The sequence below is a fragment of the Streptomyces sp. NPDC002499 genome (assembly GCF_053595415.1).
Genome location: NZ_JBSFXO010000013.1, coordinates 339,079 through 360,722 on the forward strand (window position 1 = coordinate 339,079; position 21,644 = coordinate 360,722).

The window sequence follows — 21,644 nt, forward strand, 5'->3', positions numbered from 1 at the left end:
GCTCGGAGGAATCTTGGAGGCGACCCTTGTGCACCCCAGGGTGTTCACTTAACCTCGCAGCAACATCGAAGCGCTTCGACAAGTTCGCCAAGTGCTCTGTTCCACTCAAGACACCGCAGCCGACGGCCCACCGCCGGGTGTCCTGGTGCGCCATGAAGGGTTGACGCAATGACGCCGAACGCCTCCGCCGCCTCCGCCCCCAGCCGGAGAAGTTTCCTCGCCTCCACGGCGGTCGCCGCCGCAGCGGTGGCGGGAGGAATGCCGCTGCTCGCCGCGTGCGGTGGTTCGGACAGCGGGTCGAACGGGGGTTCGTCGTCGGGCAAGGGCGTCAAGAAGCTGCTCCCGGCGTACGTGGCCGGCAACGTGGTGACCCCCGACATCCCCGCGAAGAACGGCTCCGCACTCGGTTTCACCGCCAAGCTCGACCTCGCCGGCCTGAAGACCTCGGTCCCCAAGAAGCTCGGCAAGGGCGGCAAGGTCTCCATCATGTCGCCGTTCTGGGGCTCGCCGCCGAAGTCGGACAACGCCTACTACAAGGCGATGAACGCCCTGATCGGCGTCGACGTCGAGTGGCAGAACCAGGACGGCAACACCTACGACCAGAAGCTCGGCGCGGTCCTCGCCTCCAGCGACATCCCCGACGTCGTGGTCATCCCCGGCTGGAACATGGGCGGCAAGATACCCAGCGCGATCGTCGGCAAGTTCGCCGATCTGGGCCCCTATCTCTCCGGGGACAAGATCAAGGAGTACCCGAACCTCGCGGCGATCCCCACGGACGCCTGGCAGCGCTCGGTCTTCGGCGGCAAACTCCGCGGCCTGCCCCAGCCCTCCCCGTACGTCACCGGCATCGTGCCCCTGTACCGCAAGGACATCTTCGACAAGGAGGGGTACCAAGTCCCCACCTCCGCCGACGAGTTCATGGCCCTGGCCAAGGAGATCACCAACGCCAAGGCCAAGCGGTGGGCCTGCCTGGACATGAAGTGGACCGCCTTCCAGGCCTTCGGTGTCCTCTCGGGCAGTGAGAAGCCGCTCGGCTGGAACCTCGTCGACGGCAAGCTGATCAACCGCATCGAGACCCCCGAGTACCTCGAAGCGCTGGAGTGGACCCGCAAGCTCTTCGCGGCCGGATACGTCCACCCCGACGCCAAGTTGGGCAAGAGCGCGGCCACCGACCCGGGACCCAAGTTCGCGGCCGGCGAGTTCCTCATCTACGCCAACAACATCTCGCAGTGGTGGAGCCGCACCGCCGAACAGGCCACCCAGAACCCCGAGTACAAGATCTGGGGCATGGACATCTTCGGCCACGACGGCGGCAACCCGAGCCTCTGGGCCGAACAGCCCGCCGGGATCTTCGCCTTCATCAGCAAGAAGGCCTCCGAGTCCGTGATCCGTGACGTGCTGGCCGTCGCCAACGTCACCGCCGCGCCGTACGGCACCAAGGAGTACATGCTCACCAACTACGGCGTGGAGGGCACCCATTACACCGTCAAGGACGGCGTGCCCACCAAGACCGACCAGGGCAACAACGAGGTCCTGAACGCCTACGTGATGGTCGCGAGCCCCGCCGCCACGATCGCCCACCCCGACTTCCCCGACGTCGCCAAGGCACAGGTCGAGTGGCAGCAGCGGATGGGCGCCTTCACCAAGAAGTCCACCTTCTACGGCCAGCAGATCACCGAGCCCAGCCGGTACACCAACCTCTCCAACGACTTCGAGCAGTTGGAGGACGACATCACCCGCGGCCGCAAGAAGGTCAGCGACATGCAGCAGGCCGTCTCCGACTGGAAGAGCAAGGGCGGCGACAGACTGCGCGACTGGTACCAGAAGTTGCTCGACGACAACGGCACCGCGGCGAGCTGACCGGCACCGAGGCAAGGAGAACGGCCGTGTCCCACAGCACGGTGCCTCGGAGCAGGACCGAGGCCGACACGACGGGGAAGACCCCGGTGGCGTCCGGCGGCGCCACCGGCACCCGGCAGAAACGTCCCGGCGGAAAGCTGAGCGTGCGGCTCAGGTTCCGACGCGACCGCGTCCTGCTCCTGATGACACTGCCGGCGCTGCTGCTGATCCTGGTCTTCAACTACCTGCCGATCCTCGGCAACATCGTCGCCTTCCAGGACTACGACCCCTACGTCAGCGACAACGGCATCGTCTCGATGCTGCACAGCCCCTGGGTCGGCTTCGACAACTTCCAGCTGATCTTCCAGGACTCGGCCTTCTGGAGCGCCGTACGGAACACGCTGGTCCTCTTCTTCCTCCAGCTGATCCTCTTCTTCCCGATCCCGATCCTGCTCGCGCTGCTCATCAACAGCGTGGTCAGGCCCCGGGTCCGGGCGCTCTCACAGGCGATCCTCTACCTGCCGCACTTCTTCTCCTGGGTGCTGGTCATCGCCGTCTTCCAGCAACTGCTCGGCGGGGCGGGCCTGTTCTCCCAACTCCTGCGCCAGCACGGCTACGACGGCCTCGACGTCATGACCGACCCCGACACGTTCAAGTTCCTGATCACCGCGCAGAGCGTGTGGAAGGACGCCGGCTGGGGGATCATCGTCTTCCTCGCCGCGCTGTCCTCCGTCAGCCCCGACCTGTACGAGGCCGCCGCGATGGACGGCGCCGGGCGCTGGCGTCGCATGTGGCACGTCACGCTGCCCGCGCTGCGGCCGGTGATCGCGCTGCTGCTGGTGCTGCGGGTGGGTGACGCGCTGACGGTCGGCTTCGAACAGATACTCCTCCAACGCGACGCCGTGGGCCCTGGAGCGGCGGAGGTCCTCGACACCTTCGTCTGGTGGAACGGCGTCCGCAACCAGGACTTCGGCTACGCGGCCGCCGCCGGACTCGTCAAGGGTGTGATCAGCCTCGGCCTGGTCCTCGCCGCGAACAAAGTGGCCCATCTCATGGGCGAGCAGGGGGTGTACAAGAAATGACCGCCGTCATCGACAAGGCCGTGCAGCCGGTCAAGTCCGTACGACAGCCGGGTCGTTGGGCCGCGCCGCCCCGGCCGACCTGGGAGGAAGAACCCAGCAGGGCCGGCCTCGCGGGCAAGGGGCTCGTCCTCACCCTCGCCTGCCTCGGCATCCTCTTCCCGCTCTGGATCGTCCTCGTCACCAGCCTCTCCTCGCGCAGGACCATCGACGAGGCCGGCGGCCTGGTCATGGTGCCCAAGGGCGTCACCTTCGTCGCGTACAGGGAACTCCTCAGCGGCGGCCAGGTCACCCGTGCGGCGATCATCAGCATCCTCGTCACGCTCGTCGGCACGGTGTTCTCGATGACGGTGTCGGTGCTCTGCGCGTACGGGCTGTCGCGGATCGGGTCGCTCGGGCACCGGTGGCTGCTGATGATCCTGCTCGCCACGATGTTCTTCAGTGCCGGGTTGATTCCCACGTACCTGCTGGTGCAGTCGCTCGGGCTCACCGACAGCTATCTCGCGCTGATCCTGCCGAGTGCGCTCAGCGTGTTCAACATCCTTGTGCTGCGCGGGTTCTTCATGGGGATCTCGCAGGAACTCACCGACAGCGCGCGGATCGACGGGGCCGGGGATTTCCGGATCCTGTGGCAGATCGTGATGCCGTTGTCCCGGGCGGTGCTGGCGGTCATCACGCTCTTCTACGCCGTCGGGTACTGGAGTGCCTGGTTCAACGCGTCCCTGTATCTCAACGACCAGAACATGATGCCGCTGCAGAACGTCATGATCCAGCTGGTGCAGAAGCAGGAGGCGCCGGTGGGGTTGGGGCAGGCGATCAAGACGGGTGAGCTGTCGGGGCTCGCTGTTCAGATGGCGGTGATGGTGATGGCGTTGCTGCCGGTGGCTGTGCTTTCCCCGTTCGTCCAGAAGCACTTCAAGAAGGGCATGTTGACCGGTGCGGTGAAGGGCTGACCCGGGTCATTTGTCTGCCGCTGCGTTGTGGCTGGTCGCGCAGTTCCCCGCGCCCCTAGGTGGGTGTCCTCATCCCCTCTCACAAAGCGAGGTTGTGTCATGCGCGCGTCCAGTCCGAGCCGGCGTGTCGTTCTTGCCGGGGCTGCGGCCACCGCCGCGCTCATCACTGTGCCCGGCGCCGCGGTGAAGGCAGCTGCGGTGGAAACCCCCTCCTACCGCTGGCGCAACGCAGTGATCGGCGGTACCGGATTCGTCACCGGCGTGCTCTTTCACCCCTCCGTCCCCGGGCTCGCCTACGCCCGTACCGACATCGGCGGGGCCTACCGCTGGGACGAACGGGCCGCCCGCTGGACCCCCTTGACCGACCACCTCGGCTGGGACGACTGGAACCTCCTCGGCGTCGAGGCCCTCGCCGTCGACCCCCTCCACCCGAACCGGCTCTACCTCGCCGTCGGCACCTACGCCCAGTCCTGGGCCGGCAACGGAGCCGTCCTGCGGTCCGACGACCGCGGTGCCACCTGGGCCCGTAGCGACCTCACCGTGAAGCTCGGCGCCAACGAGGACGGACGTGGCGCGGGTGAGCGGCTGCTCGTCGACCCGCGTGACAGTGACACCCTGTGGCTCGGCACCCGGCACGACGGGCTGCTCAAGTCGACCGACCGTGGCGCCACTTGGGCAGCCGTCAGTGACTTCCCGGCAACCCCGAGCGGCTCCGGCCAGGGCGTCACCCTCCTCGTCGCCGTCGGCCGTGCCGTCTACGCCGGCTGGGGAGACGGCGACGGCACCTCGGCCGCCGTCAACCTGTACCGCACCGTCGACGGCGCCACCTGGGAAGCCGTCCCCGCGCAGCCCACCGGCGCCTCCGCCAAGGTGCCGATCCGGGCCGCCTACGACGCGCACACCCGCGAGCTGTACGTGTCGTACGCCGACGCGCCCGGGCCCAACGGGCAGGCCGACGGCAGTGTGCACAGGTTCGCTCCCGCCACCGGCCGATGGACGGACGTCACCCCTGTCCGGCCCGGCGGCAGCGACAGCTTCGGCTACGGCGGGGTCGCCGTCGACGCCCGTCGACCCGGCACCGTCGTCGTCTCCACCAACAACCGCTGGGCAGCCGTCGACACCCTGTACCGGACCACCGACGGCGGTCGCACCTGGACGTCCCTCAAGGACGCTGCTGTTTTTGACGTGTCCGAGACTCCTTTCCTCAAGTGGGGTGGGGACCAGCCCAAGTTCGGCTGGTGGATCCAGGCCGTCGCCGTCGACCCGTACGACTCCCGGCATGTGGTGTACGGGACCGGGGCCACGCTCTACGGCACGCGGGATCTGAAGCACTGGGCGCCGCAGATCCGTGGCCTGGAGGAGACGTCCGTGATCAAGCTGGTGTCGCCCCCGGTCGGGGAGGCGCACCTGCTGAGCGGCTCGGGGGACATCGGCGTGCTGTACCACGAGCGGCTCACGGCCTCGCCCTCCCGCGGCATGGCGGCGAACCCCGTGTTCGGGTCGGCGACGGGACTCGCGCAGGCCGCGGGCAGGCCGGCGTACGTGGTGCGCACCGGCTGGGGCGACAACGGCAACGGTGCCCACTCGGGCGACGGCGGCCGGACCTGGGCGCCCTTCGCCGCCCAGCCCTCCCTCGCCCATGACGCACCGGGGCCGATCGCCACCAACGCCGACGGCAGCGTGCTGCTGTGGTCCTTCGTGCACTGGGACGGCACGAAGTACGCAGCTCACCGCTCAGCCGACAACGGCACGACCTGGACCGAGATCTCCTCCTTCCCGAAGGGCGCCACGCCGGTCGCCGACCCGGCCGACCCGACGCTCTTCTACGCGTACGACACCGATACAGGAACGCTACGTGCCAGCACTGACAGTGGCCTCTCGTTCACCGAGCGTGCGGGTGGGCTGCCCGCCGGGGACAGTCAGTTCCAGCTGGTCGCGGCGCCGGGCCGGTCCGGTGACCTGTGGCTGAGCGTCAAGTGGAACGGGCTGTACCGGTCCGTCGACGGTGGCGCGAGCTTCACCAAGGTCGCCAGCTGCTGGGCCTCGTACACCCTCGGCTTCGGGAAGGCCGCCGACGGTGCGGACTATCCGGCGATCTATCAGGTCGGGTCGACCGAGACCGTCACCGCCGTCTATCGCTCCGACGACGAGGCGAAGACCTGGGTGCGGATCAATGACGACCAGCACCAGTGGGGTTGGACCGGGCAGGCCATCACCGGTGACCCGCGCGTGTACGGCCGTGTCTACCTCGCCACCAACGGGCGCGGCATCCAGTACGGGGAGCGGATCTGATGCCCCGGCTCAGCGACACGACCCGCGGGCGCATCCTCTTCGGCGGGGACTACAACCCCGAGCAGTGGCCCGAGGAGACCTGGCACGAGGACGTCCGCCTGATGAAGGACGCCGGCGTCAACTCCGTGACCCTCGGCGTCTTCTCGTGGGCCAGGCTCGAACCCCGGCCGGGGGAGCGGGACTTCGGCTGGCTGGACCGGCTGATGGACCTGATGCACGGCAGCGGGATCGGGGTCGTGCTCGCCACTCCCACCTCCTCGCCCCCGCCCTGGCTCGGCCGCCTCCACCCCGAGACGCTGCCGCGCGACGAGGACGGCCGGACCGAATGGTGGGGTGGCCGCCAGCACTTCTCGCACTCCAGCGCCGCCTACCGCGACCGGGCCGCCGCCATCACCGAGGACCTCGCGGCCCGTTACGCCGACCACCCCGCCCTCACCCTGTGGCACATCAACAACGAGTACTGCACCTACGATTGGGGCGACGAGGCCGCCGCCCGTTTCCGCGGCTGGCTGGGGGAGAGGTACGGCAGCCTCGACGCCCTCAACTCCGCCTGGGGAACGGCCTTCTGGAGCCAGGGCTACGGGGACTGGGCCGAGGTGCTGCCGCCCCGGCACGCGCACTACCTCAAGAACCCCACCCAGGTGCTGGACTTCAAGCGGTTCACGTCCGACATGCTCCTGGAGTGCTACGCCGCCGAGCGGGACATCGTGCGGCGCCACACCCCGCACATCCCCGTCACCACCAACTTCATGCCGCTGTGGGCCGGGCAGGACGCGTGGCGGTGGGCTGGGGAGGAGGACGTCGTCTCCGTCGACCTCTATCCCGACCCGCGTGACCCGTTCGGCGCCCAACACGCGGCCCTGGTCCAGGACATGACCCGCTCCCAGGCGCGCGGCCCCTGGATGCTGATGGAGCAGGCGGCCGGACCGGTCAACTGGCGGGGCGTCAACCACCCCAAACCGCGCGGCCTCAACCGCCTCTGGTCCCTCCAGGCCGTCGCCCGCGGCGCCGACGCCGTCTGCTACTTCCAGTGGCGCCAGTCCCGGCAGGGCGCGGAGAAGTTCCACTCCGGGATGGTCAGTCACGCGGGGGAGGAGGGCCGTACCTTCCAGGAGGTCAAACGGCTCGGCGCCGAACTCGCCGCGATCGGCCCTGAAGTGACGGGCAGTCATCTCACCACCGACATCGCCGTCCTGCACGACTGGCACTCCTGGTGGGCCGGCGCCCACGAGGGCCGCCTCTCCACCCGCGTCGACTACACCGACGTCCTCACCTCCTGGCACCGCGCCCTCTGGCAGTCCCACCTCACCACCGACTTCGCCCACCCCGAGCACGACCTGAGCCCGTACAAGCTGGTCGTCGTCCCCCAGCTCTACGCCCTCACGGACCCGGCGATCGACAACCTCCTCGCCTACGTCCGCGCCGGCGGCACCCTCGTCTCCGGCTTCCTCACCGGTGTCGCCGACCAGGATGACCGCGTACGCCCCGGCGGTATGGACCCCCGGCTCCGCGAACTTTTCGGCATCCGCACCCTGCACGAGTGGTGGCCTCTGGACGAAGGGGAGTTCGCGGAGACCGACCGCTTCCGCGGGACCCTGTGGTCGGAGGAGATCGAGGCCGCCGGGAACGTCGAGATCGAGGCCGCGTACAAGGGCGGCGAACTCGACGGGCTTCCCGCGGTTCTGCGCAACGGCCGTGCCTGGTACGTCTCCACGCTCCCCGAGCCCGAAGCGCTGCGCGGGCTCCTCGCCCGGATCGCGGCCGACGCGGGCGCCCGTCCCGTCATCGAGGGACTGCCCGACCGGGTCGAGGCCGTGCGCCGCGGTGACCTGCTCTTCCTGCTCCACCACGGCCGCGAGTCCGTGTCCGTCGAGCTCCCGGGCACCCACCATGACCTGCTCACGGGCGCGTCGTTCACGGACGAAATCACCCTCGGCCGCTACGGCGTGATGGTGTTGCGCTCATGACCCTCACGCACGGAACCTGGGAGCCCCGGCCCGCCACCCGCTGGGAGGACGGCTTCCTCAGCGGCAACGGCCACCACGGCATCCTCCTGTTCGGCGACCCGAACGACGAGCGGGTAGTCGTCACCCATCACACCCTGGTCCGCCCCAACGGCGCCGAACACGCCCGCCCGCCCCGCCTCGCCGACCGACTCCCCGCCCTCCAGGACAGCTTGCTCGCAGGCGACCTGCACGCGGCCGAGTCCTTCACTGACGGGCGCGAGTTGCAGTGGGTGCAGCCCTTCCATCCGGCCTTCCAGATTCGGCTGCGCACCACGCCCGACGCGCTCAACAGGCCGGGTACGCCCGGCTACCGCCGCTCCGTCGACTTCACCACCGGCGTCACCGAGACCGAGTACGAGGGCCACCGCAGCCGCGTCTTCGTGTCCCGCGCCGACGACGTGATCGTCCAGCACGTCGTCGCGCGCGACCTGGACATCACCCTTGACCACCGCCTCCCGGGCGCACCCGCCGGGCTCGCCGTCGGGAACGGCGCGGTGCTCGTGCCCGAGGGCGCCCTGCTCACCCTGCGCGTCCGCTACCCGGGGAGCGAGACGGCGTACACCGGAGCGACCCTGATCGTGGCCACGGGTGGGCGAACCCAGCTCACCCCGCCGGGTGTTCGGGTCACCGGCGCGGACTCGGTACTGCTGCTGACCCGCGTGGCGCGGCACACCGGCGAGCCGGACACCGAGCCCTTCACCCGCGCCCTGCGCGACCTGTTCCTGGACGCCAAGGACCCGGACACCGGGAATTCGGACGCCAACGACCCGCATGCCGACGACCCGCATGCCGACGACCCGCATGCCGACGACCCACGTGCCAATGACCCGCACGCCGACGACCCCTACACCCACCTCCTGAACCGCCACACCACCCTCCACCGCACCGCCTACACCCGCGTCACCCTCGACCTCCACGCGGACCCCGCCGAACGTGCCCTGCCCGGCTCCGAGTTGCTCACCCACCCGGACAGCCCCGCCCTCCTTGAGCGCCTCTTCGCCGCCGGCCGCTACCACCTCCTCTCCGCGAGCGGCCTCCTCCCGCCCCGGCTGACCGGGCTGTGGACCGGCGACTGGGACACCGCCTGGTCCGGCGCCTTCACCAACGACGCCAACCTCAACCTCCAGACCGCCTCCGCCGCACCAGGCGCACTGCCCGAAGTGACCGAGGCCCTCGCCTCCCTGATCCACGGTCAGCTCGACGACTGGGCCGAGAACGCCCGTACGGTCTTCGGCGCCCGAGGCGTCGTCGCCCCCGCCCACACCGACGGCGAGTCCGGGCTGTCGTACCACTTCAGCCGCGAATACCCCCTCCACCTGTGGACCGCCGGCGCCGACTGGCTGCTGAAGCCGCTCGTCGACCACGACGAGACACGCGGCGCCTGCGACCCGCGTACCGCCGCCGCGCTCGCCGAAGTCGCCCGGTTCTACGAGGACTTCCTCAGCCGGACGGACGGGGAGGGGCAGTTGGTCGTCGTGCCGTCCTACTCGCCCGAGAACCGGCCCGCGAACGGGAGTTGGGGCGCGATCGACGCGGCGATGGACCTGTCGGCCGCCCGGCATGCCCTGCTGACCGCGGCCGACTACCACCCGGGCCCCGACGCCGACCGCTGGCGGGCGCTCGCCGACCGTCTCCCGCCGCACCGCGTCAACTCCGATGGCGCCCTCGCCGAATGGGCCCACCCGGGCCTCGACGACAGCTACGACCACCGGCACCTCAGCCACCTCTACGGTGTCTGGCCGCTCGACGAGATCACCCCGTACGACACCCCCGAGCTCGCGGCCGCCGCCCACCGCGCGCTTGAACTGCGCGGCGCCGAGAACGACTCCGCGCACGGGCATCTGCATCACGCCCTGATCGCCGCCCGGTTGCGCGACGGCGACCGGGTCGCCCACGCGCTCGGGCAGGTCCTCAAGGGCGACTTCTTCCACAACTCCCTGATGAGCGCGCACTACCCGAACCGGGACGTCTACAACGCGGACGCGGCTCACACCCTGCCCGCGGTGCTCGTCGAGACGCTCGTGCAGTCGACGCCGGACCGGCTGGTCCTGCTGCCCGCGCTCCCGGCGACGTACCCGGCGGGTGAACTCCTGGGCGTCCGTACCCGGTTCGGGGCCGTGCTCGATCTGACCTGGAGCCCGCACGAAGCGACCGTGCGGCTGCGCCCCACCCGCAGCCGCCGCGTCGAACTCCGGACTTCCGCCGGCGCGGAGCCGCTCGATCTCGTCGCCGGCGAAGACCGCGTCCTCACCCTGAGGGCGTGGTGATCCGCGCAGTTCCCCCCACCCATGGAAGGGACACCATGGCAACACGCACGCTCGGCAGGATCACCATGGCGCTGCTGGCCCCGGCCCTCGCGCTCGGCGCCACCGTCGGACTGGCCTCCGCCCCCGCCTCGGCCGCCGTCTGGAGCTCCTGCGACCAGTGGGGCAACACCTCGCTGAACGGTTACACGCTCTACAACAACATCTGGGGTTCGGGCGCAGGCAGCCAGTGCATCTGGGCCAACTCCGGTACCAACTGGGGCGTCAACGCCAACCACCCCAACACCGGCGGCATCAAGTCCTATCCCAACGCCAAGAAGGTGATCAACAAGTCGATCACCTCCCTCGGTTCGCTGTCCAGCAGCTACAACGTCTCCGTCCCGTCGTCCGGCGCGTACAACACGTCGTACGACATCTGGGACACCAACTACGACTACGAGATCATGCTCTGGATGAACAAGACGGGTGCCGTCGGACCGCTCGGCACCTCGCAGGGCACCCTCACGCTGGGCGGCCACACCTGGACCGTCTACAAGGGCAACAACGGCGCCAACGAGGTGTTCTCCTTCATCCGCACCTCCAACTCCAGCTCCGGCACGGTCAACGTCCTGCCGATCCTGAAGTGGATCAAGGACACCAAGGGCTGGTTCGGCAACGTGACCATCGGGGACGTGCAGTTCGGCTTCGAGATCACGTCCTCCTCCGGCGGCCTGAACTTCACCGTCAACAGCGAGAGCGTCACCAGTAGTTGATCCGCAGTTGTTGATCGCCGGGTGGCCGGTCCCTTCCCCACGGGACCGGCCATTCCCGCGTCTACTCCGCCACCGGCAGCCGCGCCCCGTCCCGCAGGAACAGCGGGATGCGGTCGAGCGGGGCCTCGACCGTCACGGCCGCGCCGCCCTCGTACGTCTCACCGGTCCACGCGTCCGTCCAGGTCGCGCCCGCCGGGAGGTACGTCGTGCGGGCCGTGGCGCCGGCGGTCAGGACCGGGGCGACCAGCAGGTCCCGGCCGAAGAGATAGGCGTCGTCGACCGTCCAGGTCGCCCGGTCGTCCGGGAACTCCAGGAAGAGCGGGCGCATCGTCGGCAGCCCCTCCTCGTGGGCCTCCCGCATCACGTCCAGGACGTACGGCTTCAGGCGTTCGCGCAGGCGCAGGTACTTCGCCAGGATCGGAGTGGTCTCCTCGCCGTACGACCAGACCTCGTTGGGGCCGCCGGTCATGTCGGGGCCCAGCTCCATGCCGGGGTCGCGGAAGCCGTGCAGGCGCATCAGCGGGGACAGGGCGCCGAACTGGAACCAGCGGACCATCACTTCGCGGTACGCGGGGTCGTCCGGGTCGCCGCCGTGGAAGCCGCCGATGTCCGTGTTCCACCAAGGGATGCCGGACAGGGCCGTGTTGAGACCGGCCGCGATCTGGCGGCGCAGGGTCGCGAAGTCGGTGCCGATGTCGCCGGACCACAGGGCGGCGCCGTAGCGCTGACTGCCCGCCCAGGCCGAGCGGTTGAGGGTGATGATCTCGTCGTCCGGAGTGCCGGCGGCCAGCAGACCCTCGTGGAACGTGCGGGAGTTCTCGGCGGGGTAGCTGTTGCCGACCTCCAGGCCCGGGCCCGTCCAGTACCGCAGGTTCTCCTGGAACCCGGGCTTCAGCTCCGGCTCGCAGGCGTCCAGCCAGAAGGCCGTGATGCCGTACGGGTCGAGGTAGTTCTCCTTCACCCTCGCCCACACGAACTCCCTGGCCTCCGGGTTCGTGGCGTCGTAGAAGGCGACCTGGACGGTGGAGGCGACGCCCTTGTCGGGCCAGTCCGCGTGCGCCATCGGGCCGTACTGCGTGCCGATGAGGTAGCCGCGCTGCTCCAGCACCGGGTGGTTCTCCGACAGCGGTGACACCGACGGCCAGAAGCTGACCACCAACTTGATGCCCAGGTCGGCCAGTTCACGGACCATCGCGCCCGGGTCGGGCCACTCGGCCAGGTCGAACTTCCAGTCGCCCAGGTGCGTCCAGTGGAAGAAGTCGCAGACGATCGCCGAGATCGGCAGCCCGCGCCGCTTGTACTCCCGTGCCACGGCGAGGAGTTCGTCCTGGGTGCGGTAGCGCAGCTTGCACTGCCAGAAGCCGGCCGCCCACTCCGGCAGCATCGGCGTACGGCCCGTCGCCGCGCTGTAGCGGCGCTGACCGTCCGCCGGGGCGCCCGCGGTGATCCAGTAGTCGATCTGCCGCGCCGAATCGGCCACCCAGCGCGTGCCGTTGCGGGCCAGCTCCACCCGGCCGATCGCCGGGTTGTTCCACAACAGGGTGTAGCCGCGGCTGGAGGAGAGCACAGGTATGGAGACCTCGGCGTTGCGCTGCACCAGGTCGAGCACCAGGCCCTTCTGGTCCAACTGCCCGTGCTGGTGCTGCCCCAGACCGAACAGCTTCTCGTCGTCGTAGGCCGCGAACCGCTGCTCCAGACGGTGGTGCCCGTTGCCGACGGCCGTGTACAGGCGCGAGCCCGGCCACCAGAAGTGCGCCCGCTCCTCGGCGAGGATCTCCACGCGGTCGTCCGTGCGCAGGAAGCGGATCAGCCCCTCGGCATCCACCTCCACGGTGAGCGCGCCGACGGTCAACTGCCCCTGCCCGCCTTCTATTTTGACGGTGTACGACGCCGGCGGCGCGTCCGCGAGCAGCGCGCCCGGCAGTCCGTCCAGGACGGGACCGCCGAGCCGGGCCCGGACCCGGACGGCATCCGGCCCCCACGGCTCGATGCGCAGCGTCTCCTGGCGGCCGCTCCACTCCAGCGCACCGTCCCGCTCGCGGAAGGTGCCGACGGTGGGGGACGACTGCGCGAGGCTCACCGCGCCGGTCGGGGGCTGGTTTTCGGCAGGCTGATTCACGAGGAGTGCTCCTGGAGGAAAGCGGACAGGGGTGACCCGCACCGGCACCGGGAAACTGGGACGTGGAACCTGGAGTGTGCGACCTGGAACGGGGCGTGTCAGGACGTCGACGGGGCCGGACCCGTACTGGAGCGCACCGTCAACTCCGGTGCGATCAGCACGACTTCGTCCTTGCCGCGGCTGTCCAGCTTGGCGACCAGGTGCTCCACCGCGTGCCGGCCCATCTCCTGCGCGGGGATGGCGACCGACGACAGCCGCACCGAGGCCTGCACGGCGACCTGTTCCGGGCAGATCGCGACCACCGACACGTCCTCCGGCACGGCCCGGCCCTGTCCGCGCAGCAGGGCGAGCAGTGGCTCCACCGCCGACTCGTTCTGCACGACGAAGCCCGTGGTGCCCGGGCGCTCGTCGAGGATGCGGGCGAGGGTGAGTGCCATCGCGTCGTACCCGCCCCCGCACGGCCGGTGCAGCAGTCGTACGCCCAACTCCTGGGCCCGCGACCGCAGTCCGTCGAGGGTGCGCTCGGCGAAGCCGGTGTGCCGCTCGTAGACCGCGGGGGCCTCGCCGATGACAGCGATGTCGCGGTGGCCGAGCGTCGCCAGATGCTCGACGCACAGCGCGCCCGTCGCCTTGAAGTCGAGGTCCACGCAGGTCAGTTCGGTGGTGTCGGCGGGCAGCCCGATCAGCACGGCCGGCTGGTCGGTGCCGCGCAGCAACGGCAGCCGCTCGTCGTCGAGTTCGACGTCCATCAGGATCATGCCGTCGGCGAGCCCGCTGCCGGTGACCCGGCGCACCGCGTCCGGACCCTCCTCGCCGGTCAGCAGCAGGACGTCGTAACCGTGTGTCCGGGCCGTGGTGGCGACCGCGATGGCGATCTCCATCATCACCGGCACGTACATGTCGGTGCGCAGCGGGATCATCAGCGCGATGATGTTCGACTTGCTGCTGGCCAGGGCGCGCGCGCCCGCGTTCGGGTGGTACCCCAGCTCGCGGATGCTCTGCTCGACCCGCAGCCGGGTGGTCACGGAGATGGACCGCTTCCCGCTGAGGACATAGCTCACCGTGCTCGCCGAGACTCCGGCGTGCTGGGCGACCTCGGCGAGGGTGACCATCCAGCTCTCCAAGCGGTGTGAAGCGCTTCGACAGTGCGCATTACGAACAGGGGCGGGTGAGGATGGTTCGACATTAGCTTCGGCGCGGGTGGGTGTCCATAGGTTGTCGAAGCGCTTCGACTGCTTTTCTCGAACCGATGCTCCGCGACTCGGGGGCCGTGCCCCGACGCGTACCCGACCCGTGCCCCGACGCCTAGCCGAACCGGGCCTCGACCCGTACCCGAACCGTCCCCCGGACGGACCAGCGGCGCAACACTTCAATCCGTCGGACGGCTGCGCGAAGGGTGGTGGGGTCGCCCGGAATCGGGTACTAACGATCGGGTAGCACCCGTCGGTAACCAACTGGTCCGAGGTCCCGATTCGCGGCGAGGTGACCCTCATGTCCGCACCATCCAGCGATTCCCCCGTCAAGGCCACCGTCTCCGAACGCGAGGCCCGCCAGGTGGCGGAGGCCGCCCGGGAGCAGGAGTGGCGCAAGCCCAGTTTCGCCAAGGAGCTCTTCCTCGGCCGCTTCCGGCTCGACCTGGTCCACCCGCACCCCACGCCCGCCGCCGAGGACGCCCAGCGCGGCGAGGAGTTCCTCGCCAAGCTCCGCGACTTCTGCGAGACGAAGGTGGACGCGGCACTCATCGAGCGCGAGGCCAGAATCCCCGACGAGGTCATCGGCGGGCTCAAGGAACTCGGCGCCCTCGGGATGAAGATCGACACCAAGTACGGCGGGCTCGGTCTCACCCAGGTGTACTACAACAAGGCGCTCGCGCTGGCCGGCTCCGCGTGCCCGGCGATCGGTGTGCTGCTGTCGGCGCATCAGTCCATCGGCGTACCGCAGCCGCTGAAGATGTTCGGCACGGCCGAGCAGAAGGAGGCCTTCCTCCCGCGCTGCGCCCGCACCGACATCAGCGCCTTCCTGCTGACCGAGCCCGACGTCGGCTCCGACCCGGCGCGCCTGGCCACCAGCGCGGTGCGCGACGGGGACGACTACGTCCTGGACGGCGTGAAGCTGTGGACCACCAACGGCGTCGTCGCCGACCTGCTGGTGGTGATGGCCCGGGTGCCGAGGACCGAGGGCGGTAAGGGCGGCATCACCGCCTTCGTCGTGGAGACCAACTCGCCCGGCATCACCGTCGAGAACCGCAACGCCTTCATGGGCCTGCGTGGCATCGAGAACGGCGTCACCCGCTTCCACCAGGTCCGGGTGCCGGCCGCCAACCGCATCGGCCCCGAGGGCGCCGGCCTCAAGATCGCCCTCACCACCCTCAACACCGGCCGCCTCTCGCTGCCCGCCTCCTGCGTGGCGGCCGGCAAGTGGTGCCTGAAGATCGCCCGCGAGTGGTCCGCGGCCCGCGAGCAGTGGGGCAAGCCGATCGCCGACCACGAGGCCGTCGGCGCGAAGATCTCCTTCATCGCGGCCACCACCTTCGCCCTGGAGGCGGTCCTGGACCTGTCCTCGCAGATGGCCGACGAGGACCGCAACGACATCCGCATCGAAGGCGCGCTCGCCAAGCTCTACGCCTCCGAGATGGGCTGGCTCATCGCCGACGAACTCGTCCAGATCCGCGGCGGCCGCGGCTTCGAGACGGCGGCCTCCCTCGCGGCCCGCGGCGAGCGGGCGGTGCCGGCCGAACAGGTGCTGCGCGACCTTCGTATCAACCGCATCTTCGAGGGCTCGACCGAGATCATGCATCTGCTGATCGCGCGCGAGGCGGTCGACGCCCACCTCTCCGTGGCCGGCGACCTCATCGATCCCGACAAGTCCCTTGCGGACAAGGCGAAGGCGGGCGCGAACGCGGGCGTCTTCTACGCCAAGTGGCTGCCGAAGCTGGTCGCGGGACCGGGCCAACTCCCCAACTCCTACGGCGAGTTCAAACGTGAGGTCGACCTCTCCGCGCACCTTCGCTACGTCGAGCGCACCGCCCGCAAACTCGCCCGCTCCACCTTCTACGCCATGTCCCGCTGGCAGGGCCGGATGGAGACCAAGCAGAGCTTCCTGGGCCGGATCGTCGACATCGGCGCGGAACTCTTCGCGATGAGCGCGGCCTGCGTACGGGCCGAACTCCTGCGCAGCCAGGGCGAGAACGGCCGCGAGGCCTACCAACTCGCCGACGCCTTCTGCCGCCAGTCCCGGCTGCGCGTCGAGGAACTCTTCGGCCGCCTGTGGAGCAACTCCGACACCGTCGACCGCAAGGTGGTCAAGGGCGTCATGGCGGGCACGTACGAGTGGCTGGAACACGGCATCGTCGACCCGTCGGGCGAGGGCCCGTGGATCGCGGACGCGACCCCCGGACCCTCGAAGACCGAGAACGTGCACCGACCGGTGACGTAGTCGGTCTAGCAGTACTTGTCGCTCGGATCCCGCGTCGTCCAGGAGCAGGAGTCGACCTTCGAGCCGGTCGACTTGGTCAGCGTGGCGGTGTCGCTGGTGTTGTTCCAGACGTACGCGCCGCGGCCCTGGTACTTGTTCGACGCGGTGTCCGTGCCCTTGCCGGTGTGCACCTTCATGTACTTGCCGGCGCCGATCTTGATGTTCTTGAAGACGTACTTGTGGCTCGACGTGTCCTTCAGGATCCAGCCCTTGAGCGAGATCGCCGAGCGGCTGGTGTTCTTGATCTGCACCCATTCGCCGTTCAGGCTCGTGTTCGAGCGGTTGTCCGAGCCCGGGCTGTCGAACCAGACGTGGTAGACGATCACTCCGCCGGCGGCTTCGGCGGGTGAGCTGAGCAGGGTGCCGGTGAGTACGGCGGCGCCCGCGATCGCGGGCAGAGCGGCGCGTATCCGCATGGAAATCCCCCAAGAATCCCAAGAAATTCGTCCCCCCGACCGATTTCACCCCCGGTCGGTAGAGCAGTGCTATCACACGATCTTCACTCGGGCTTCACAAAGGGGGTTTCTGCTTCATTCGGCACAGGAAGCGACAAGCCACCCGCGCGAGGGACGCGCTGTCCTCCTGGCGGTGCGATGCGGCCACAATGGGGGGATGAGCGACAGTCCAGCCCCCCTCGCCGATCCGCACCTCGTCTACGACCCGGTCGCGGGCGGCGGACCGAAGGACGTGGTGATCCTCGGATCCACGGGGTCGATCGGCACCCAGGCCATCGACCTAGTACTGCGCAATCCCGACCGGTTCCGGGTCACCGGCCTCTCCGCCAACGGCGGCCGGGTCGCCCTCCTCGCCGAACAGGCGCACCGGCTGCGGGTACGGACCGTCGCGGTGGCCCGCGAGGACGTCGTACCGTCCCTGCGCGAGGCGCTGACCGGCCTGTACGGCGCGGGCGAGCCGCTCCCCGAGATCCTCGCGGGACCGGAGGCGGCCACCCACCTCGCCGCCTCCGACTGCCACACGGTCCTCAACGGCATCACGGGCTCCATCGGCCTCGCCCCGACCCTCGCCGCCCTGGAGGCGGGCCGCACCCTCGCGCTCGCCAACAAGGAGTCGCTCATCGTCGGCGGCCCGCTCGTCAAGGCGCTGGCCAAGCCCGGACAGATCATCCCGGTCGACTCCGAGCACGCGGCCCTGTTCCAGGCGCTGGCCGCCGGCACCCGCTCCGACGTACGCAAGCTCGTCGTCACCGCGTCCGGCGGCCCCTTCCGCGGCCGTACGAAGTCCGAACTGGCGGACGTCACCGTCGAGGACGCCCTCGCCCACCCCACCTGGGCGATGGGCCCGGTGATCACGATCAACTCGGCGACCCTGGTCAACAAGGGCCTCGAGGTCATCGAGGCGCACCTCCTCTACGACATTCCCTTCGACCGCATTGAGGTCGTCGTGCACCCCCAGTCGTATGTCCACTCGATGATTGAGTTCACGGACGGATCGACGATCGCCCAGGCGACGCCCCCCGACATGCGCGGGCCGATCGCCATCGGGCTCGGCTGGCCGGAGCGGGTTCCGGACGCGGCCCCCGCCTTCGACTGGAGCAAGGCCTCGACGTGGGAGTTCTTCCCCCTGGACAATGAGGCGTTCCCCTCGGTGAACCTCGCCCGGCACGTGGGTGAGCTCGCGGGCACCGCCCCGGCGGTGTTCAATGCGGCCAACGAGGAGTGCGTGGAGGCGTTCCGCGGCGGCGCACTGCCGTTCAACGCAATCATTGGGACCGTGACAAGAGTGGTCGAGGAACACGGCACCCCCGGCGCGGGAACTTCACTCACCGTGTCGGACGTCCTCGAAGCGGAGACCTGGGCACGGGCCCGGGCCCGGGAACTGACAGCGCAGACGGCGACCGCGGAGGCGCGTGCATGACGAGCTTGATGATGATCCTCGGCATAGTCGTCTTCGCGTTCGGCCTGTTGGTCTCGATCGCGTGGCACGAACTGGGGCACCTGTCCACGGCCAAGCTCTTCGGCATCAGGGTGCCGCAGTACATGGTCGGCTTCGGGCCGACGCTGTGGTCACGCAAGAAGGGCGACACCGAGTACGGGTTCAAGGCCATCCCGTTCGGCGGCTACATCCGCATGATCGGCATGTTCCCGCCCGGACCCGACGGCCGCCTGGAGGCCCGCTCCACCTCGCCCTGGCGCGGCATGATCGAGGACGCCCGCTCGGCCGCCTTCGAGGAGCTGCGGCCCGGCGACGAGAGCCGCCTGTTCTACACGCGCGCCCCCTGGAAGCGCGTCATCGTCATGTTCGCAGGCCCGTTCATGAACCTGATCCTGGCGGTGACGCTCTTCCTCACCGTCCTGATGGGCTTCGGCATCGCCCAGCAGACCACCACGGTCAGCTCGGTCTCCCAGTGCGTGATCTCGCAGAGCGAGAACCGCGACAACTGCACGTCGGGCGACCCGGCCTCGCCGGCCGCGGCGGCGGGCCTCAAGCCCGGCGACAAGATCGTCTCCTTCGCCGGAGTGCGCACGGACGACTGGAACAGGCTCTCCGACCTGATCCGCGCCAACCCCGGCAAGGACGTCGCGATCGTGGTCTCGCGCGACGGCAAGGAGGTCACCCTCCACGCGACGATCGCCACCAACCAGGTCGCCCAGAAGGACTCCAGCGGCCAGATCGTCCAGGGCAAGTACGTCAGCGCCGGCTTCCTCGGCTTCAGCGCGGCCACCGGCGTCGTCAAGCAGGACTTCGGCGACTCGGTGACCTGGATGGGCGACCGGGTCGGTGACGCCGTCGACTCCATCGTCGCGCTGCCCGGCAAGATCCCCGCCCTGTGGGACGCGGCCTTCGGCGGCGGCGAGCGTGCCGACGACTCCCCGATGGGCGTGGTCGGCGCGGCCCGGGTGGGCGGCGAGATCTTCACCCTGGACATCCCGGCCAGCCAGCAGCTGGCGATGTTCGTCATGCTGGTGGCGGGCTTCAACCTCTCCCTGTTCCTGTTCAACATGCTCCCGCTGCTGCCCCTGGACGGCGGCCATGTCGCGGGTGCCCTGTGGGAGTCCCTGCGCCGCCACACGGCCAGGCTGCTGCGCCGCCCGGACCCCGGTCCGTTCGACGTGGCGAAGCTGATGCCGGTGGCGTACGTGGTGGCGGGCATCTTCGTCTGCTTCACGCTGCTCGTGCTGGTGGCGGACGTGGTTAACCCGGTGAAAATCTCGTAGCCACCACTGGTTCGCAACGGCCCGGCATCCTTTCTGCCGGGCCGTTCTCCATTGAGTGGGTTTACCAGCGGGATGTGCCTGGCCCTCTGTGGGTGACGTAATCTCAAAGCCTGGAGCCCGTTGTTCCGGGACCGGGGCCTTGATCCACGACTTGGGGTTGCACAGCAGATGACTGCGATTTCTCTCGGCATGCCGTCCGTTCCGACCAGGCTCGCCGAGCGCCGCAAGAGCCGGCAGATCCAGGTCGGTACCGTGGCGGTGGGCGGCGACGCCCCCGTGTCGGTGCAGTCGATGACGACCACGCGTACGTCCGACATCGGCGCGACCCTCCAGCAGATCGCCGAGCTCACCGCGTCCGGTTGCCAGATCGTCCGGGTGGCCTGCCCGACGCAGGACGACGCCGACGCCCTGTCGACGATCGCCCGCAAGTCGCAGATCCCGGTGATCGCGGACATCCACTTCCAGCCGAAGTACGTGTTCGCGGCGATCGAGGCGGGCTGCGCCGCGGTCCGGGTGAACCCCGGCAACATCAAGCAGTTCGACGACAAGGTCAAGGAGATCGCGCGGGCCGCGAAGGACCACGGCACTCCGATCCGCATCGGCGTGAACGCGGGATCGCTGGACGCTCGACTGCTGAAGAAGTACGGCAAGGCGACCCCCGAGGCGCTCGCCGAGTCCGCCCTCTGGGAGGCGTCCCTCTTCGAGGAGCACGACTTCCGGGACATCAAGATCTCGGTCAAGCACAACGACCCGGTCATCATGGTCGAGGCCTACCGCCAGCTCGCCGCCCAGTGCGACTACCCGCTGCACCTCGGCGTGACGGAGGCGGGCCCGGCGTTCCAGGGCACGATCAAGTCGGCCGTCGCCTTCGGCGCCCTGCTCAGCCAGGGCATCGGCGACACGATCCGCGTCTCCCTCTCCGCGCCGCCGGTGGAGGAGGTCAAGGTCGGCAACCAGATCCTGGAGTCCCTCAACCTCAGGCAGCGCGGCCTGGAGATCGTCTCCTGCCCGTCCTGCGGCCGCGCCCAGGTCGACGTCTACAAGCTCGCCGAGGAAGTCACCGCCGGCCTCACCGGCATGGAGGTCCCCCTCCGCGTCGCCGTCATGGGCTGCGTGGTGAACGGCCCCGGCGAGGCCCGCGAGGCCGACCTCGGCGTCGCCTCCGGCAACGGCAAGGGCCAGATCTTCGTCAAGGGCGAGGTCATCAAGACCGTCCCCGAGTCCAAGATCGTCGAGACCCTCATCGAGGAGGCCATGAAGCTGGCCGAACAGATGGAGGCAGACGGAATCGCCTCGGGCGAGCCGTCGGTTTCGGTGGCGGGCTGAGGCGATGGCGGGGCCTGTCTCCCGGGCCCCTGGCCGTTTCCACCATTCACTGGCGTTGCTCGTCTTGACTCTCCTGCCGGGTGCGGTGCTTTGAGTTCGGGGTGAGGGCCGCCGAAAACGCCGCGAAAAGCGAGACCCGTGAAGCATCGTCATGGGCCCGGTGGAGGGCTCGGTTGAAGCCGATGAACAGCAGCAGGTGCCTGAGCGGCGTCGAACCAACGAACGCCACGAGTGCAAGGGCACCGAACTGCGGCGAACCTTCCATTGAACTCAGCAAAGCGGAGAACACGTGACCTCCTGAGATCCTGTCAAGCCCGTTCCCGGGCTGCTGAGTCCAGTGCAACGGGGGAGGACGGAGAACGGC

General features: G+C 69.4%; 15 protein-coding genes. 11 read left to right on the top strand and 4 right to left on the bottom strand.

Annotation, left to right across the window (positions count from 1 at the left end; all coding sequences use genetic code 11):
* Positions 1–168: 168 nt before the first annotated feature.
* The 7 genes from ACWD5F_RS34845 to ACWD5F_RS34875 all read left to right on the top strand — a co-directional run bounded on the left by ACWD5F_RS34845 (position 169) and on the right by ACWD5F_RS34875 (position 11,185).
* Positions 169–1,860 carry an extracellular solute-binding protein gene (locus tag ACWD5F_RS34845; protein WP_451260314.1) on the top strand — a complete coding sequence of 564 codons (1,692 nt, stop codon included), beginning with the start codon at positions 169–171 and terminating at the stop codon, positions 1,858–1,860.
* Positions 1,861–1,886: 26 nt separating this feature from the next.
* Positions 1,887–2,921, top strand: coding sequence for an ABC transporter permease (locus tag ACWD5F_RS34850; RefSeq protein ID WP_451260315.1), 1,035 nt, complete (start codon positions 1,887–1,889; stop codon positions 2,919–2,921).
* Positions 2,918–3,871, top strand: coding sequence for a carbohydrate ABC transporter permease (locus ACWD5F_RS34855; RefSeq protein ID WP_451260316.1), 954 nt, complete (start codon positions 2,918–2,920; stop codon positions 3,869–3,871). The genes ACWD5F_RS34850 and ACWD5F_RS34855 overlap by 4 nt, the downstream gene beginning before the upstream one ends.
* 99 nt (positions 3,872–3,970) lie before the next feature.
* The gene (locus ACWD5F_RS34860; RefSeq protein WP_451260317.1) at positions 3,971–6,163 is read left to right on the top strand and encodes a 1,4-beta-glucanase; all 2,193 of its coding nucleotides are present in this window, start codon (positions 3,971–3,973) and stop codon (positions 6,161–6,163) included.
* The gene (locus ACWD5F_RS34865) at positions 6,163–8,130 is read left to right on the top strand and encodes a beta-galactosidase (protein ID WP_451260318.1); all 1,968 of its coding nucleotides are present in this window, start codon (positions 6,163–6,165) and stop codon (positions 8,128–8,130) included. Before ACWD5F_RS34860 ends, ACWD5F_RS34865 begins: the two co-directional genes overlap by 1 nt.
* Entirely contained in the window at positions 8,127–10,436 is a 2,310-nt protein-coding gene (locus ACWD5F_RS34870) for a glycosyl hydrolase family 95 catalytic domain-containing protein (RefSeq protein WP_451260319.1), read from the top strand. The genes ACWD5F_RS34865 and ACWD5F_RS34870 overlap by 4 nt, the downstream gene beginning before the upstream one ends.
* Before the next feature lie 35 nt (positions 10,437–10,471).
* A complete protein-coding gene (locus tag ACWD5F_RS34875) occupies positions 10,472–11,185 on the top strand; it encodes a glycoside hydrolase family 12 protein (RefSeq protein WP_451260320.1) in 714 nt (237 codons plus the stop codon).
* A gap of 61 nt (positions 11,186–11,246) precedes the next feature.
* Here ACWD5F_RS34875 and ACWD5F_RS34880 read toward each other — a convergent pair whose 3' ends face one another.
* Positions 11,247–13,304, bottom strand: coding sequence for a glycoside hydrolase family 31 protein (locus ACWD5F_RS34880; RefSeq protein WP_451260321.1), 2,058 nt, complete (start codon positions 13,302–13,304; stop codon positions 11,247–11,249).
* A gap of 98 nt (positions 13,305–13,402) precedes the next feature.
* On the bottom strand, positions 13,403–14,416 hold the full coding sequence (locus ACWD5F_RS34885) for a LacI family DNA-binding transcriptional regulator (protein WP_451260322.1): 1,014 nt from the start codon (positions 14,414–14,416) through the stop codon (positions 13,403–13,405).
* A 379-nt stretch (positions 14,417–14,795) separates the two neighbouring features.
* Between ACWD5F_RS34885 and ACWD5F_RS34890 the strand changes: the two genes are divergently transcribed.
* On the top strand, positions 14,796–16,739 hold the full coding sequence (locus ACWD5F_RS34890; protein ID WP_451260323.1) for an acyl-CoA dehydrogenase family protein: 1,944 nt from the start codon (positions 14,796–14,798) through the stop codon (positions 16,737–16,739).
* 5 nt (positions 16,740–16,744) lie between these two features.
* Here ACWD5F_RS34890 and ACWD5F_RS34895 read toward each other — a convergent pair whose 3' ends face one another.
* Positions 16,745–17,194, bottom strand: a complete 450-nt coding sequence (locus ACWD5F_RS34895) for a lamin tail domain-containing protein (protein WP_451260324.1) — start codon at positions 17,192–17,194, stop codon at positions 16,745–16,747.
* Between the two features lie 196 nt (positions 17,195–17,390).
* Here ACWD5F_RS34895 and dxr point away from each other — a divergent pair, with 196 nt between their 5' ends.
* From dxr to ispG, 3 genes are all read left to right on the top strand, one after another.
* Positions 17,391–18,653 (top strand): 1-deoxy-D-xylulose-5-phosphate reductoisomerase, encoded by a 1,263-nt coding sequence (gene dxr / locus ACWD5F_RS34900; protein ID WP_401723020.1) that lies wholly within the window; start codon positions 17,391–17,393, stop codon positions 18,651–18,653.
* A gap of 8 nt (positions 18,654–18,661) precedes the next feature.
* Complete coding sequence (locus tag ACWD5F_RS34905) at positions 18,662–19,954, top strand: M50 family metallopeptidase (protein ID WP_451260355.1); 1,293 nt, start codon at positions 18,662–18,664, stop codon at positions 19,952–19,954.
* A gap of 168 nt (positions 19,955–20,122) precedes the next feature.
* On the top strand, positions 20,123–21,280 hold the full coding sequence (gene ispG, locus ACWD5F_RS34910; protein WP_123997368.1) for a flavodoxin-dependent (E)-4-hydroxy-3-methylbut-2-enyl-diphosphate synthase: 1,158 nt from the start codon (positions 20,123–20,125) through the stop codon (positions 21,278–21,280).
* Between the two features lie 46 nt (positions 21,281–21,326).
* On the opposite strand, the gene ACWD5F_RS34915 is transcribed toward ispG, so the two are convergent.
* Positions 21,327–21,569 carry a hypothetical protein gene (locus tag ACWD5F_RS34915; RefSeq protein ID WP_451260325.1) on the bottom strand — a complete coding sequence of 81 codons (243 nt, stop codon included), beginning with the start codon at positions 21,567–21,569 and terminating at the stop codon, positions 21,327–21,329.
* Between the last annotated feature and the right edge of the window lie 75 nt (positions 21,570–21,644).